14 protein-coding genes and 1 tRNA gene are annotated in these 13257 nt (G+C 68.6%); 12 read left to right on the forward strand and 3 right to left on the reverse strand.

The annotated features are described in order from the left end of the window. Positions 1–89 precede the first annotated feature (89 nt). Positions 90–1502 carry a M20 family metallopeptidase gene (locus ACMUOO_RS14235; protein ID WP_301919844.1) on the reverse strand — a complete coding sequence of 471 codons (1413 nt, stop codon included), beginning with the start codon at positions 1500–1502 and terminating at the stop codon, positions 90–92. A gap of 127 nt (positions 1503–1629) precedes the next feature. Here ACMUOO_RS14235 and ACMUOO_RS14240 point away from each other — a divergent pair, with 127 nt between their 5' ends. Together ACMUOO_RS14240 and ACMUOO_RS14245 are read left to right on the forward strand one after the other, a co-directional pair. Beyond that, positions 1630–2265, forward strand: a complete 636-nt coding sequence (locus ACMUOO_RS14240) for a TetR/AcrR family transcriptional regulator (protein WP_301919843.1) — start codon at positions 1630–1632, stop codon at positions 2263–2265. Further along, a complete protein-coding gene (locus ACMUOO_RS14245) occupies positions 2262–3452 on the forward strand; it encodes a pyridoxal phosphate-dependent aminotransferase (RefSeq protein WP_301919842.1) in 1191 nt (396 codons plus the stop codon). The genes ACMUOO_RS14240 and ACMUOO_RS14245 overlap by 4 nt, the downstream gene beginning before the upstream one ends. A gap of 25 nt (positions 3453–3477) precedes the next feature. Here the strand turns inward: ACMUOO_RS14245 and ACMUOO_RS14250 are convergent, their stop codons facing one another. Continuing rightward, positions 3478–4344, reverse strand: a complete 867-nt coding sequence (locus ACMUOO_RS14250; RefSeq protein WP_301919841.1) for an LOG family protein — start codon at positions 4342–4344, stop codon at positions 3478–3480. 165 nt (positions 4345–4509) lie between these two features. On the opposite strand from ACMUOO_RS14250, the gene dapD reads away from it, so the two are divergent. The 6 genes from dapD to ACMUOO_RS14280 all read left to right on the forward strand — a co-directional run bounded on the left by dapD (position 4510) and on the right by ACMUOO_RS14280 (position 7969). Further along, positions 4510–5337, forward strand: coding sequence for a 2,3,4,5-tetrahydropyridine-2,6-dicarboxylate N-succinyltransferase (gene dapD, locus ACMUOO_RS14255; protein ID WP_301919840.1), 828 nt, complete (start codon positions 4510–4512; stop codon positions 5335–5337). 11 nt (positions 5338–5348) lie between these two features. Continuing rightward, positions 5349–5780, forward strand: a complete 432-nt coding sequence (locus ACMUOO_RS14260) for a GlcG/HbpS family heme-binding protein (RefSeq protein ID WP_301919839.1) — start codon at positions 5349–5351, stop codon at positions 5778–5780. A 4-nt stretch (positions 5781–5784) separates the two neighbouring features. Continuing rightward, positions 5785–6111, forward strand: coding sequence for a hypothetical protein (locus ACMUOO_RS14265; protein ID WP_301919838.1), 327 nt, complete (start codon positions 5785–5787; stop codon positions 6109–6111). Positions 6112–6200: 89 nt separating this feature from the next. Further along, a complete protein-coding gene (gene trxA / locus ACMUOO_RS14270; protein WP_301919837.1) occupies positions 6201–7106 on the forward strand; it encodes a thioredoxin in 906 nt (301 codons plus the stop codon). 45 nt (positions 7107–7151) lie between these two features. Further along, the gene (locus ACMUOO_RS14275) at positions 7152–7790 is read left to right on the forward strand and encodes an LON peptidase substrate-binding domain-containing protein (protein WP_301919836.1); all 639 of its coding nucleotides are present in this window, start codon (positions 7152–7154) and stop codon (positions 7788–7790) included. Further along, a complete protein-coding gene (locus ACMUOO_RS14280) occupies positions 7787–7969 on the forward strand; it encodes a Trm112 family protein (RefSeq protein ID WP_301919835.1) in 183 nt (60 codons plus the stop codon). Before ACMUOO_RS14275 ends, ACMUOO_RS14280 begins: the two co-directional genes overlap by 4 nt. A gap of 348 nt (positions 7970–8317) precedes the next feature. Here the strand turns inward: ACMUOO_RS14280 and ACMUOO_RS14285 are convergent. After that, positions 8318–8393: transfer RNA gene (locus tag ACMUOO_RS14285), tRNA-Lys, on the reverse strand. 97 nt (positions 8394–8490) lie between these two features. Here ACMUOO_RS14285 and dapF point away from each other — a divergent pair. The 4 genes from dapF to ACMUOO_RS14305 all read left to right on the forward strand — a co-directional run. Continuing rightward, positions 8491–9330 carry a diaminopimelate epimerase gene (dapF, locus tag ACMUOO_RS14290; RefSeq protein WP_301919834.1) on the forward strand — a complete coding sequence of 280 codons (840 nt, stop codon included), beginning with the start codon at positions 8491–8493 and terminating at the stop codon, positions 9328–9330. Beyond that, positions 9327–10580, forward strand: coding sequence for a tRNA (N(6)-L-threonylcarbamoyladenosine(37)-C(2))-methylthiotransferase MtaB (gene mtaB, locus ACMUOO_RS14295; RefSeq protein ID WP_301919833.1), 1254 nt, complete (start codon positions 9327–9329; stop codon positions 10578–10580). The genes dapF and mtaB overlap by 4 nt, the downstream gene beginning before the upstream one ends. A 90-nt stretch (positions 10581–10670) precedes the next feature. After that, entirely contained in the window at positions 10671–11078 is a 408-nt protein-coding gene (locus tag ACMUOO_RS14300) for a c-type cytochrome (RefSeq protein ID WP_301919832.1), read from the forward strand. Between the two features lie 263 nt (positions 11079–11341). Further along, on the forward strand, positions 11342–13257 hold a 1916-nt coding region (locus tag ACMUOO_RS14305), incomplete at its 3' end, for an FAD-dependent oxidoreductase (protein ID WP_413855625.1).

Below are 13257 nucleotides of genomic sequence, written 5' to 3' on the forward strand. Positions count from 1 at the left end.
GTCGCCAACGCGGACATGGAGGGACGCGACGGCAACTTCGTCCCAGCCATCCCGCATGAGCGCTTGCGCAAGGTCGTCGGAGTGGCGGGCTAGCCCCGCGGCGGGATCGGCGGGCTCACCTCGGGCGGCAGGGGGCAGGAGTATGGCTCACGCGCAAGGTGCGCCGCATGCTCGGCCTTGGCCGCGGCCAGAAGGTCCTGCCGCGCGAAGAGATCTCGCCCCGTCGCCGCCATGACTTTCGCGGCATGGATCATGCCCTTGTGCGCCGCCGGCATCTTTCCCTGCGCCGTCAGCTGCCAGGAATGGAACGGCGTGCCGATCGCGCAGGTGGCGACCCAGGCCTGGACCGTCGGCACCGCCCAGCTCACGTCGCCCACATCGGTCGAGCCGAGCGAGGCGCCGGCGCCCGCTTCGAGCGGCACGACAAAATCGCAGAGCGGCAAGTCCCGCTCCACCGGCCTTCCGAGCTGGCGAAAGGTGTCGGCGATATGCTCCTCGGTCAGCGTCGCACGGATGGCCTCCGCGAAGGGCACATCCGCGACGTCGAAATCCACCGGACCCAGACGCTCCATGTTCGCCTGCATCGCCTCTTCCAGAACCCGGTTGCCCAGAAGGTCCGACACCGCGGAGACGACGCGCGCCTCGACCCGCGTCTCGGTCATCAGCGCCGCGCCCTCGGCGATCTTGCGCACCCGATCCACGAGCGCGTTCAGGTCCTTCAGCCGCCTCGTGCGGACAAGATGGCGCACCGTTGCCTTCGCCGGCACCACGTTCGGCGCGGGTCCGCCGGCGTCGAGATAGGCGTAGTGCACCCGCGCGCCCGGCGGCATGTGCTCGCGCAGGTAGTTCACGCCCACGTTCATCAGTTCCACCGCGTCGAGCGCCGAGCGGCCAAGCTCTGGCGCGCCGGCCGCATGCGCGGCCCTGCCGAGGAAGGTGAAGTCGATCCGCGTGTTGGCCAGAGAATTGGCGTGGAAGACGCCGGTATAGTCCGCCGGATGCCAGCTGATCGCCGCGTCCACATCGTCGAAAAGTCCTGCGCGCACCATGAAGGTCTTGGCCGCGCCACCTTCTTCGGCCGGGCAGCCGTAGTAGCGTACCCGCCCGGGCGTCCCTGTCTCGGCAAGCCAGTCGCGCAGCGCGACGGCGGCCATCAGCGCCGCGGAGCCGAGGAGGTTGTGACCGCAGCCATGGCCGAACCGCCCGAGCGCGCGCTCTTCCGCCACGCCCGGCTCCTGCCCGAGTTCCGGCAGCGCGTCGTATTCGCCGAGGATGGCGATCACCGGCCCGCCGGTCCCCCACTCTCCCATGACCGCAGTCGGGATGGCGGCGAGGTCCCGGGTGATCCGGGCGCCCATGGTGTCGAGCATCGCCGTGTGGGCCGCGCAGCTTTCGGTCTCGGTGTAGGCGACCTCGGGCGTGTCAAAGACCCGGTCGGCCAGCGCGGTGAAGTCCGCGCGGTGGCGCTCCGCGATCTCCCATATACGGTCGGTATTCTGCATCCCTGCCTCCGTCTCTCACATGCCAGATTGCCCGCACCGCGTGGCAGAGGCCAGAGCCGAAATCCCTTGCGGCCAGCGCCCGCCCATGAATAATACGCTCGTATAATTTATCGGAGCGCAAGCCGTCATGGCCGTCCCCCGCCGAAAGTTCACCCGCGAAGAGCCGCAGGCGCGGCGCGCCGACCTGATCGGTGCCGTCCTTGATCTGATGGCAGAGGCCGGGCCGGCAGAGACGACCGTGCGCGCCATCGCCGAGGCGGCAGGGCTTTCGCCAGGCATGATCCGCCATCACTTCACCTCGAAGGAGGACCTGGTGAACGCCGCCTACGAAGCGCACATGGCCCGCCAGATCGCGGATTCCGAACGGGCGCTCGGCCCCGGCAGCGCCCGAGACCGGCTCCGCCGCTTCGTTTCGGCCTCGGTCACGCCGCCCGTCGTCGATCCGCGCGCGGTGTCGCTCTGGGCCGCGTTCCTGCACATGGTCCGCCGCGACCCGGCGATGCGGGCGACGCACGAGGCGACCTACCTCGCCTACCGCGACCGGCTTCAGGGGCTGATCGCGGCGGCCCTCGCCGAGGCGGGGCGCATCGCCGGGCGGGCGGAGCTCCGCCGCCTCTCCATTGCCTGCAATGCCGTCATCGACGGGCTCTGGCTCGAAGCAGGGGTGCTGCCGGAAGCCTTCACTACCGGCGAAATCGAGGCCATCGGACTCGTCTCCGTGGGCGCCCTCCTCGGCCTCGATCTCGCGGAGGACCGCGCATGAAATACTCCCCCGTACTCGACCGTCTCGCCGCCCTCGGCTCGGCGAAATGGGCGGTGCACTACGCGGCCGTCGATCTCGCCGCGCGCGGCCGCGACGTCATCGACCTGACGATCGGCAATCCCGACGTGCCCGCGCCGGAGGAAATCCTGGAGGCCGCGGCCGCCGCCATGCGCGCAGGCCGCACCCAGTATTCCACCGGCCGCGGCGAGCCCAGCCTGCGCGCGGCCCTCTCCCGCCGCTACACCGCCCGGGCGGGCCGTGCGGTCTCGCCCGATCAGGTCCTCTGCTTCCCCGGCACCCAGACCGCGCTCTACGCCGTCCTCATGGGGCTGGCCGAGCCGGGGGCGGAAGTGCTTGTCGGCGACCCCATGTATGCGACCTACGAGGCCGTGATCCGCGCGGGCGGTGCCGTGCCGGTGCCGGTGCCGCTGCGCCCCGCGAACGGCTTCCGGCTTTCGGCCGATGACCTCGCCGCAAGGGTGACGCCGAAGGCGCGCGCGATCCTTCTCAACACGCCGCACAATCCCACGGGGGCGGTCCTCGGCCCCGCCGACCTCGCCGCCATCGGCGAGGTGGCCCGCGCGCATGGCCTCTGGATCGTCACGGACGAGGTCTATGAGGAACTCGTCTTCGACGGCGTTTCCTTCGCCTCGCCGTTCGACCGGTCAGAACTCGCAGACCGCGCCGTCGTCGTGTCCTCGATCTCCAAATCCCACGCCGCGCCCGGCTTCCGCTCCGGCTGGGCGGTGGCCTCGGCCGACTGCGCGGAACGGCTGCTGCCGCTCTCCGAGACGATGCTCTTCGGCAACCAGCCCTTCATCGCCGATGCGACCGCCGCTGCCGTCGCGCGGCCCTCTGCCGTCGCCGCCGGAATGCGGGCGCGCTTCGCCGCCCGTGCGCGCTACCTGGCCGACCGGCTCGCTCAGGAGACGCGACTGCGGGTGCACCGCCCCGAGGCCGGGATGTTCGCGCTCGTCGATGTCACGACCACCGGCATGGACGACACGGCCTATGCGATGGACCTGCTCGGCCTCACCGGTGTGGCGGTGATGCCGGGCACCTCCTTCGGCGCAACGCTCGTCGGTTGGGTCCGCGTCGCGCTGACCGTCGATGACACGCGCTTTCGCGACGCCTGCGACCGGATCGTCATGCATGCGGCGCCACGGAGGGCGCAGGCTCGCGTCTGACCCGGCCCGTCGGAAACCCGGCCCGTCAGCAGGCCGGCTCGAAGGCGTCGATGATCGCCGCCGCCTCCTCGGCCGTCTCGACATAGCGGAAGAGCGTCAGGTCCTCGGCCGAGATCGTGCCGGCGTCGGCGAGCGCCTGCCAGTTGATCACCCGCTCCCAGAAGTCGCGCCCGAAGAGCAGGAAGGGCACCGGTCGCATCCGCCCGGTCTGGATCAGCGTCAGGCTCTCGAACATCTCGTCGAAGGTGCCGAAGCCGCCGGGGAAGATGCAGATCGCCCGCGCGCGCATGAGGAAATGCATCTTGCGGATCGCGAAGTAGTGGAAGTTGAAGCAGAGGTCGGGCGTCACATATGCGTTCGGCGCCTGTTCATGCGGCAGCACGATGTTGAGGCCGATCGAATGGCCGCCGGCATCTGCCGCGCCGCGGTTGCCGGCCTCCATGATGCCGGGGCCGCCGCCGGTGACGATGACGTTCTCGCGGCCGTAGCTCTCAAGGCTCCGTTCGGTCATCAGACGCGCGAGCTTGCGCGCCTCCTCGTACCAGCGTGCCAGGCCCACCGCGCCGCGCGCGGCGTCGGTCTGCGCTCCTGCCGCGGTCTCGATCAGCGGCGGCTCGGTCTGCGCCGCGGTGCCACTCGGATCGGGGATGCGCGCGCTCCCCATCAGCACGATGGTCGATTCGATGCCCCGCTCGTCCATGATCATCTGCGGCTTCAGAAGTTCGAGCTGCAGCCGTACCGGCCTCAGCTCCTCGCGCATCATGAAATCGGCATCGGTGAAGGCCAGCCGGTAGGCCGGCGCGCGGGTCTGGGCCGTATCCGGGATGCGCGCGAAGGTCTCCACGTCGTCATGGCTGTCGCGGAACGGATGGCTCCTCGCGTCGTCTTTCATATGTCGTCCTGCTCTCTGCATGCCCCAGAAGTAGCGCGCCCGGGGCTTTTCGGCCAGCATCGCAGCGCGCAATGGCGAAACTGTGACGCGGGGACGCACGATTGCCTCCTGCGCCCCCGCGCCCTATAGGGCAGGGGTCGCAGGACCGTCAGGGGGGACCGCCGGATGCAGCACGCCGAACTCGAAGCCGCCATCGAATCCGCCTGGGAGGCGCGCGACACGATCACGCCCGCGACGAAGGGCGAGGCGCGCGAGGCAATCGGCGCGACGCTCGCGGCGCTCGACAGCGGCCGGCTGCGCGTGGCCGAGAGGCAGCCGGATGGCCGGTGGCACGTGAACCAGTGGGCGAAGAAGGCGGTCCTTCTCGGCTTCCGCCTGAAGGACATGGCCCAGCAGGCAGGCGGCCCGCAGGGCGGCTCGTGGTGGGACAAGGTGGATTCGAAGTTCGCCGGCTGGGGCGACGCCGAGTGGAAGGCCGCGGGATTCCGCGCCGTGCCGAACTGCATCGTGAGGAAATCGGCCTACATCGCGCCGGGCGTGGTGCTGATGCCCTCTTTCGTCAACCTCGGCGCCCATGTCGACTCGGGCACGATGGTCGATACCTGGGCCACCGTCGGTTCCTGCGCCCAGATCGGCAAGAACGTCCACCTTTCCGGCGGCGTCGGCATCGGCGGCGTTCTGGAGCCTATGCAGGCCGGCCCGACGATCATCGAGGACAACTGCTTCATCGGCGCTCGGTCGGAAGTCGTCGAGGGGTGCATCGTCCGCGAGGGCTCCGTTCTCGGCATGGGTGTCTTCATCGGCAAGTCCACCAAGATCGTGGACCGCGACTCCGGCGAGGTGATGTATGGCGAGGTTCCCGCGGGCTCGGTCGTGGTCGCGGGCTCCATGCCCTCGAAGAACGGCGTCCACCTCTACTGCGCCGTCATCGTGAAGCGGGTCGACGCGCAGACCCGTTCCAAGACCTCGATCAACGAACTTCTCAGGGACTGAGGGGGCAGGCCATGACCGCACTGACACTGGCGAAGGCACAGACCATCGCGACGGCCGCGCTTGGCCATGCGCGGACCAGCGGTTTCAAGGCACTCAGCATCGTCGTCCTTGACGCGCGCGGCGCCGTCGTCGCGGCGGCCAGCGAGGACGGCACCAGCCTGAAGCGCTTCGAAATCGCCCTCGGCAAGGCGAGGGGCGCGGTTGCGCTGGGCCTCGGCTCGCGCGCCATCGGCCAGATGGCGATCGAACGGCCGCATTTCTTCGCCGGCGCCGTCCATGCTGTGGGCGGAGAGATGGTCCCGGTCGCGGGCGGCGTGCTGATCCGCGCCGCCGATGGCGCGCTGATCGGCGCGGTGGGCGTCTCGGGCGACACCTCGGACAACGACGAGGCCGCCGCATCGGCCGGCATCGCTGCCGCCGGGCTCGTCGCGGACGGCGGTTGAGATCATGGCCGAACTGCCGAGGCGCCCGCAACGGGTCTACACCCTTCTCGTCGAGGTCGGGCGCAGTGCCGGCGACGGCCTTCCCGCCAAGGCCACCGGCGCCGCGCTCATGGTCTATGCCACCGGCGTGGACGAGGACGAGGCCGTGCGCGAGACTGTGGCGATTCTGAAGCAGGCCGACATGGCGCCGCTCGACGTCACCGGCTACGGCACCGCCGAGGAACGCGAGGCCGGGGGCCACGAGGTCGGGCCCGACGAGCGTGCGCTCATGGACCGGGCCCTGGCCGAGAACGCGGTGATCGTCGCCGACGTGACGCCGTTCTACGACTGAGCGGATCGCGCGCCTGGGCCGCACCCCCCCTTGGCCTTCGCGGTCATCGCGCGCATATAGGGGGCAACCAGCCACTCAAGGGGGCAGACATGCTCGAATTCGACCAGAAGACCGGCGCGACCGCCGGCGACCTCGTCCGCGACGTGACCGAAGCGGACTTCATGACGGAGGTGATCGAGGCGAGCCGCGAGGTTCCCGTCATCGTCGACTTCTGGGCGCCGTGGTGCGGCCCCTGCAAGACCCTCGGCCCCGCGCTCGAATCCGCAGTCCAGGCCGCGCGCGGCAAGGTCCGCATGGCCAAGGTCAACGTTGACGAGAACCAGACGATCGCGGCGCAACTCCGCATCCAGTCGATCCCGACGGTCTATGCCTTCTGGCAGGGCAAGCCCGTGGACGGCTTCCAGGGCGCGATTCCGCCGTCGCAGATCAAGACCTTCGTCGAGAAGCTCGCGGGCCTTGCCGGCGACGGCGGCCTCGGCGAGGCGCTCGACGCGGCCGAGGAGATGCTCGCCCAGGGTGCAGCCGTGGACGCCGCGGAGACCTTCGCCGCGATCCTCGGAGAAGAGCCTGAGAACGCCCGCGCCTACGGCGGGCTCGTGCGCGCCCATCTCGCTCTCGGCCAGACCGACCAGGCCGAAGGCCTGCTGGCCGCCGCGCCCGCCGCCATCGCCGGCTCGGCCGAGGTGGAAGCGGCCCGGGCCCAACTGGCGCTGTCCCGCCAGGCGGCCAGCGCCGGCCCCGTCGCGGAACTGCTCGACCGCGTTCTGGCGCACCCCGACGACCATCAGGCCCGCTTCGACCTCGCGCTCGCGCTCCATGCCGCGGGCAAGGTCGAGGGCGCCGTCGAGGAGCTTCTGGAACTCTTCCGCCGCGACCGCGACTGGAACGACGGTGCGGCCAGAAAGCAGCTCTTCACCATCTTCGACGCGCTGAAGCCCAACGACCCGATCGTGCTGAAGGGCCGGCGCAAGCTCTCCTCGCTTCTCTTCGCCTGATCCGGCCGCCTTGCGGACGGTGACGCGCAGATCAGGATCACGGTCATGAGGCTCAAGGGCGACCTGCCGGACAAGATCCCGCTCTTTCCCCTGCCGGGGGCGCTTCTCCTGCCGCGCGCGCGCCTGCCGCTGCAGATTTTCGAGCCGCGCTACCTCGCCATGCTCGAGGATGTGCTGAAGACGCCGCACCGGCTCATCGGCATGATCCAGCCGCGGCCGGGCCCGGACGGCCAGCCGCGCCTCGCCGCCATCGGCTCCGCCGGCCGCGTCACCGGGTTCTCGGAAACCGACGACGGTCGCTACATGATCACCCTCACCGGTGTCTCGCGCTTCCGCCTCATGCGCGAGATCTCGGGATTCGCGCCCTATCTCGCCGCCGAGGTCCGCTGGAACGGGTTCGAGCGTGACCGCGGCGGGCCGGAGGAAGACCCCGGCTTCGCCCGCGAGGGCTTCCTGAAGCTGCTGCGCCGCTACTTCGATGCCGAGCAACTCTCGACCGACTGGGAAAGCCTGCGCGAGGCGGGGGACGAGCTTCTCGTCAACTCGCTCGCCATGCTTTGCCCCTTCGAACCCGAGGACAAGCAGGCGCTTCTGGAGGCGCCCTCGCTCCAGACCCGGCGCGAAACGCTGGTGACGCTGATGGAATTCGCGCTGCGCTCCGGCGGCGAGGAGGTGGTGCAATGACGGAGGGAATCATGCCAGACCGGCGAATGCTTGAGGCACTCGTCTGCCCCCTGACCCAGGCGCCGCTCAGCTACGACGCCGCGCGCCAGGAGCTCGTCTCGAGACCCGCGAAACTCGCCTATCCGATCCGGGACGGCATTCCGGTGATGCTGGTGGACGAGGCGCGCCGGCTGGAGTGAGGTGGCGAGGGCGGGAAGCGGAATTTCGGACCGCGCCGGGTTTGCCGGAGGCAGAGTTCGCTTGGCTACGCGGCCATGGCTGAACGCTTACTCTCGCATCGCGTTCCCCACCAAGCCTCTGGGAAGCTATCCTCTCTCCTCGCCCAGTCGGCGAAGCCGGGACAAAATCGTGGGTAGGCTGCGCCTGTAACGAGATTGGCACTTGTTTCCCCGAGACACCTCTGGCCCGGCACTGGCAGCTGGCGAGTCAGCTCACCCAGTCGACGAAGTCACGACACCCGCGCGCAACCCGAACCGCTGGCGTGACAGCGAGCGAATCCGGGAGACGACGCAAGTATTTGACAAAGGTGGTGAGCCCGACAGGATTCGAACCTGTGACCCACTGATTAAAAGTCAGTTGCTCTACCAACTGAGCTACGGGCCCATCACAGGGCGCCTCTTTATGAACCCGGCCGGGGCCGGTCAAGTGCAAAAGCAGGCGGCACTGGCAAAATCCCCGGCTCGCGCGTATAGGGCGCGGCATGAAGGATGCGCGCGCCTCAGCCGGCCTGCCGTTCATGAAGATGCATGGCGCAGGCAATGACTTCGTGGTCATCGATTCACGGGGGCGGCAATCTGTAGCCACCGCCCGGCTCGCCGCGGCGCTCGGGGACAGGCACCGGGGCGTAGGCTTTGACCAGCTCGCCGAAATCCGCGAGGCAGAGGGTGCCGACTACGCGCTCGACTTCTGGAACGCGGACGGCAGCCGGGCCGGGGCCTGTGGCAATGCCTCGCGCTGCGTCGCCGACTACATGATGGGCGTGCTGCAGCGCGGCGCCGTGACCTTCACGACCGAACGCGGGAGGCTCGCAGCAGTGCGGCGGCAGGACGGGCTCATCAGCGTCAACATGGGCGATCCGATCCTCGACTGGCAGGGCGTTCCGCTCGCCGCGGAAGCGGACCTGATGCACCTGCCCCTGTCCGGTGATCCCGTCGCGGTCGGCATGGGAAACCCCCATTGCGTCTTCTTCGTGCCGGACGCGGAGGCGGTCGATCTCGAGCGCGAGGGCGCGACGGTCGAGCATCACCCGCTCTTCCCGAAGGCAACGAACGTCGAGTACGCGACCGTTACGGCAGCCGACCGGCTGAGGATGCGCGTCTGGGAACGCGGCACGGGCGTCACGCTCGCCTGCGGGTCGGGGGCTTGTGCAACAGCCGTTGCCGCGCATCTGCGCGGGCTGACAAGCCGGCAGGTGACGCTTGACCTTGACGGCGGCACGCTCGAGATCGACTGGCGCGATGATGGCGTCTGGATGGCCGGCCCGACCGCCCATGTCTTCGACGGCGTGCTGACGCCCGCCTTTATCGCCCAGAACGCATGACCGCACCTGTCTTCTCAACCCTCGGCTGCCGGCTCAACGCCTACGAGACCGAGGCAATGAGGGAACTCGCCGCCGCCGCCGGGCTTGAAGGGGCGGTCGTGGTGAACACCTGCGCCGTCACGGCCGAGGCCGTCCGCAAGGCGAAGCAGGAGATCCGCCGCCTCCGGCGTGACCACCCCGAGGCGCCACTGATCGTCACCGGCTGCGCCGCGCAGGTGGAGCCCGGGACATTCGCCGCTATGCCCGAAGTGACACGCGTGATCGGTAACGCCGAGAAGATGAGGGCAGAGACCTGGGCAGCGCTGAAGGCGCCCGACCTCATCGGCGCCACCGAGCGCGTGATGGTCGATGACATCATGTCGGTGCGCGAAACGGCGGGGCACCTGATCGACGGATTCGGCCGCCACAGAGCCTATGTGCAGGTCCAGAACGGTTGCGATCACCGCTGCACCTTCTGCATCATTCCCTTCGGCCGGGGCAACTCCCGCTCCGTCCCGGCGGGGGTTGTGGTGGATCAGATCAAGCGGCTGGTGGACCGCGGCTTTCTCGAGGTCGTCCTGACGGGCGTGGACCTGACCTCCTGGGGGGCCGACCTGCCGGGCGCACCGCAGCTCGGCGATCTCGTCATGCGAATCCTGCGGCTGGTCCCCGACCTCGCGCGGCTGCGGATTTCGTCCATCGACTCGATCGAGGCGGATGAGAACCTCATGCGGGCCATCGCGACCGAGCCGAGGCTCATGCCGCATCTGCACCTGTCGCTCCAGCACGGCGACGACCTGATCCTGAAGCGGATGAAACGGCGGCATCTCAGGGTCGATGCGATCCGGTTCTGCGATGAGGCGCGGCGGCTCCGGCCTGGCATCGTCTTCGGCGCCGACATCATCGCCGGCTTCCCGACCGAGACCGAGGCGATGTTCGAGAACTCGCTCGGGCTGGTGGACGAATGCGGCCTGACGTTCCTGCACGTCTTTCCGTTCAGCCCCCGCAAGGGCACGCCGGCGGCGCGGATGCCGCAGGTGAGCGGCCCTGCCATCCGCGAGCGTGCGGCGCGGCTTCGGGCGGCGGGCGAAGCCGCGCTGACCCGGCATCTGGCGGCCGAGGTCGGCAGGGTGCACCGCGTCCTGACCGAGGGTCCCCGGATGGGGCGTACCGAGACCTTCACCGAAGTCGCCTTCGCAACCGACCAGGCCGAGGGCCGGATCGTCGACGCCGCCGTACGCGGACACGACGGCCGCATGCTTCTGGCCTGATCCCGCCGGGAGTGATCCGGATCAGTCCGGCCGGCACCGATGCACGCTACTCTTCTCTCGCGGAGACGCATTCATGGGAGGAAGGCAATGATGGACTTCACGAAAGCAATCGCCGCAGGTGCGGTCTTCGGACTTGCGGCAGCGGGCATCGCGTCGGCACAGGATGCCGACGTCGGCGCAGGACTCTACGCTGACTATTGTGCCGCCTGCCACGGCGCAAGCGGCAAGGGCGACGGCGACATGGCCAATCTGATGACCGTTCCCTCGCCGAACCTGACACTCCTGTCGCAGGGTAATGACGGTGAATTCCCGATGCTGAAAGTGATCCATGTCATCGACGGGCGCACGGGCGTCCGGGCCCATGGCGGCGCCATGCCCGTCTTCGGCCGCGTCTTCGCATCAACCGAGCCAGGCCCGAACAATCCCTACGGATCGGTGCTGGAGGTCCGCGGTCGCGTACTGTCGCTGGCGATGTACCTGGAATCGATTCAGCAATAGGCGCTTCGCGTCGAGGAAGCATGCGGGTCGCGAAAGTGCGGGCCGCCGTTTCCTTCAACGTCGGGTCTCTCGCGAAGGGCGCCCTGCAACGGGCGCCCCTTCCATGTGTCCTCCTCACGGATCATCACGAGACAAGGACATGCTTGTAATGCACTTGGCCGACCCCGCGCCTTCAGTGCACAAACGGCGGGCAGTCCGGCAGCCGGTTAGTACCGCGAATTCCTGCGGTTTCCGTGTCCGTCGGGCAGGAAGGAACGTGCCTGATGCGAAAGCCATTGCTCTTTGCCGGACTTGTGCTGGCCGTCGTGGCGCTCATCGCAGTCATCGGCCGCTATCCCTTGGACCTCGACTCGCTTGGTGCGCGGATGGAGGATCTGCACGCCTGGCACATGCAACGGCCCTTGGCCGTCGGCGCCGGATTCTTCGCGGCCTATGTCGTCGTGACGGCCCTGTCATTGCCGGTTGCGGTCTGGATGACGCTGGCTGCGGGGGCGCTCTTCGGGTTCGGCACGGCCCTAGTCCTGGTGTCATTCGCCTCGAGCCTCGGCGCGACGCTGGCGTTCCTGACGGCGCGGTACCTGCTTCGCGACTGGGTGCATGACCGGTTCGGCGACCGGCTCAGGGCGATCGACGACGGAATCGCACGCGACGGTGCCTTCTTTCTCTTCACCCTGCGGCTGATCCCCGTCGTGCCGTTCTTCGCCGTGAACCTGCTCATGGGGCTCACGCCGATCCGCACCCTCACCTTCTACCTCGTCAGCCAGGTCGGGATGCTCGCCGGCACGTCGGTCTACGTGAACGCCGGCACGCGGCTCGGCGAACTCGAAAGTCTTACGGGCATAGTTTCCGCGCCGATTCTGCTTTCCTTCGCGCTTCTGGGACTTTTTCCCTGGGTTGCGAAGCTCGTCGTGGGGATCATCCGGCGGCGCAGGTCCTATTCCGGCTACCGCCAGCCCGCCCGGTTCGACCGGAACCTCATAGTGATCGGCGCGGGATCGGCAGGGCTCGTCGCGACCTATATCGCGGCGGCGGTGAAGGCGAAGGTTACCATCGTGGAGGCAAACAGGATGGGCGGCGATTGCCTGAACTTTGGCTGCGTTCCGTCCAAGGCGCTGATCCGGTCGGCCAAGCTCGCCCATCAGATGCGACACGCGGACCGGTACGGGCTCGACCCTGTAGCGCCAGGCATTTCTTTCCCGCAGATATTCGCCCGCATTCGCGACGTCATTGGCGCCATCGAGCCCCATGATTCCGCGGAACGCTACGAGCGGCTCGGCGCCGAGGTCATCAAGGGTCACGCGCGGCTCGTCGATCCCTGGACGGTCGAGATTTCCCGCGATGACGGGCGGCAGGACCGCCTGACCACACGTGCCATCATTCTTGCCACGGGCGCCGCGCCCTTCGTGCCGGGGCTGCCCGGCCTCGAAACCGTGGGCTACCTGACCTCGGACACGCTCTGGGAGGAGATGGCCCGGCGTGAGCGCGCTCCGCGACGGCTCGTCGTTCTGGGCGGCGGGCCGATCGGCTGCGAACTGGCGCAGAGCTTTGCGCGGCTGGGCTCCGAGGTAACGCAAGTGGAGATGCTTCCCCGCCTGCTGATGCGTGAGGACGAAGACGTGGCGGAAACCGTCCGCGCGGCGCTGGCGTTCGACGGAGTGGCAATCCTCACCTCGCACCGCGCCCTTGCCTGCGGCGTGACCGGGGGCGAGAAGTGGATCGAAGTCGAGGCGAATGGAGAGCACCGCAGGATCGGCTTCGACGATCTCATCATTGCCGTGGGCCGCGCGGCACGGCTGACCGGCTACGGGCTCGAGGAGCTCGGCATTCCGGCCGGCAAGGTGATAGAAACGAACGAATGGCTCGAAACCCGCTTTCCGAACATCTATGCGGCGGGCGACGTGGCGGGCCCCTACCAATTCACCCACACCGCGGCGCATCAGGCCTGGTTCGCCTCCATCAATGCGCTTTTCGGCGCATTGCGCCGATTCAGGGTCGATTACCGGGTCATTCCATGGGCCACATTCACCGACCCCGAGGTCGCCCGCGTCGGGCTTTCGGAATCCGAGGCCAAGGAAAAGGGAATTGCTCACGAGGTAACGCGCTATGGGATCGACGACCTTGATCGCGCCATCGCCGACGGGTCGGCGACAGGCTTCGTCAAGCTCCTCACTCCGCCGGG

It is taken from the genome of Albidovulum sp. (assembly GCF_041919395.1).
Lineage (GTDB): Bacteria > Pseudomonadota > Alphaproteobacteria > Rhodobacterales > Rhodobacteraceae > Albidovulum.

Bases quoted from the DNA above. Each gene is read 5' to 3' on its own strand.
- ACMUOO_RS14260 (WP_301919839.1), top strand. From the start codon at position 5,349: ATGACCGCACTGACACTGGCGAAGGCACAGACCATCGCGACGGCCGCG.
- dapF (WP_301919834.1), top strand. From the start codon at position 8,491: ATGAAGGATGCGCGCGCCTCAGCCGGCCTGCCGTTCATGAAGATGCAT.
- ACMUOO_RS14235 (WP_301919844.1), bottom strand. From the start codon at position 1,502: ATGCAGAATACCGACCGTATATGGGAGATCGCGGAGCGCCACCGCGCG.
- ACMUOO_RS14265 (WP_301919838.1), top strand. From the start codon at position 5,785: ATGGCCGAACTGCCGAGGCGCCCGCAACGGGTCTACACCCTTCTCGTC.
- ACMUOO_RS14245 (WP_301919842.1), top strand. From the start codon at position 2,262: ATGAAATACTCCCCCGTACTCGACCGTCTCGCCGCCCTCGGCTCGGCG.
- trxA (WP_301919837.1), top strand. From the start codon at position 6,201: ATGCTCGAATTCGACCAGAAGACCGGCGCGACCGCCGGCGACCTCGTC.
- ACMUOO_RS14275 (WP_301919836.1), top strand. From the start codon at position 7,152: ATGAGGCTCAAGGGCGACCTGCCGGACAAGATCCCGCTCTTTCCCCTG.
- ACMUOO_RS14300 (WP_301919832.1), top strand. From the start codon at position 10,671: ATGGACTTCACGAAAGCAATCGCCGCAGGTGCGGTCTTCGGACTTGCG.
- ACMUOO_RS14240 (WP_301919843.1), top strand. From the start codon at position 1,630: ATGGCCGTCCCCCGCCGAAAGTTCACCCGCGAAGAGCCGCAGGCGCGG.
- ACMUOO_RS14250 (WP_301919841.1), bottom strand. From the start codon at position 4,344: ATGAAAGACGACGCGAGGAGCCATCCGTTCCGCGACAGCCATGACGAC.
- mtaB (WP_301919833.1), top strand. From the start codon at position 9,327: ATGACCGCACCTGTCTTCTCAACCCTCGGCTGCCGGCTCAACGCCTAC.
- ACMUOO_RS14280 (WP_301919835.1), top strand. From the start codon at position 7,787: ATGACGGAGGGAATCATGCCAGACCGGCGAATGCTTGAGGCACTCGTC.
- dapD (WP_301919840.1), top strand. From the start codon at position 4,510: ATGCAGCACGCCGAACTCGAAGCCGCCATCGAATCCGCCTGGGAGGCG.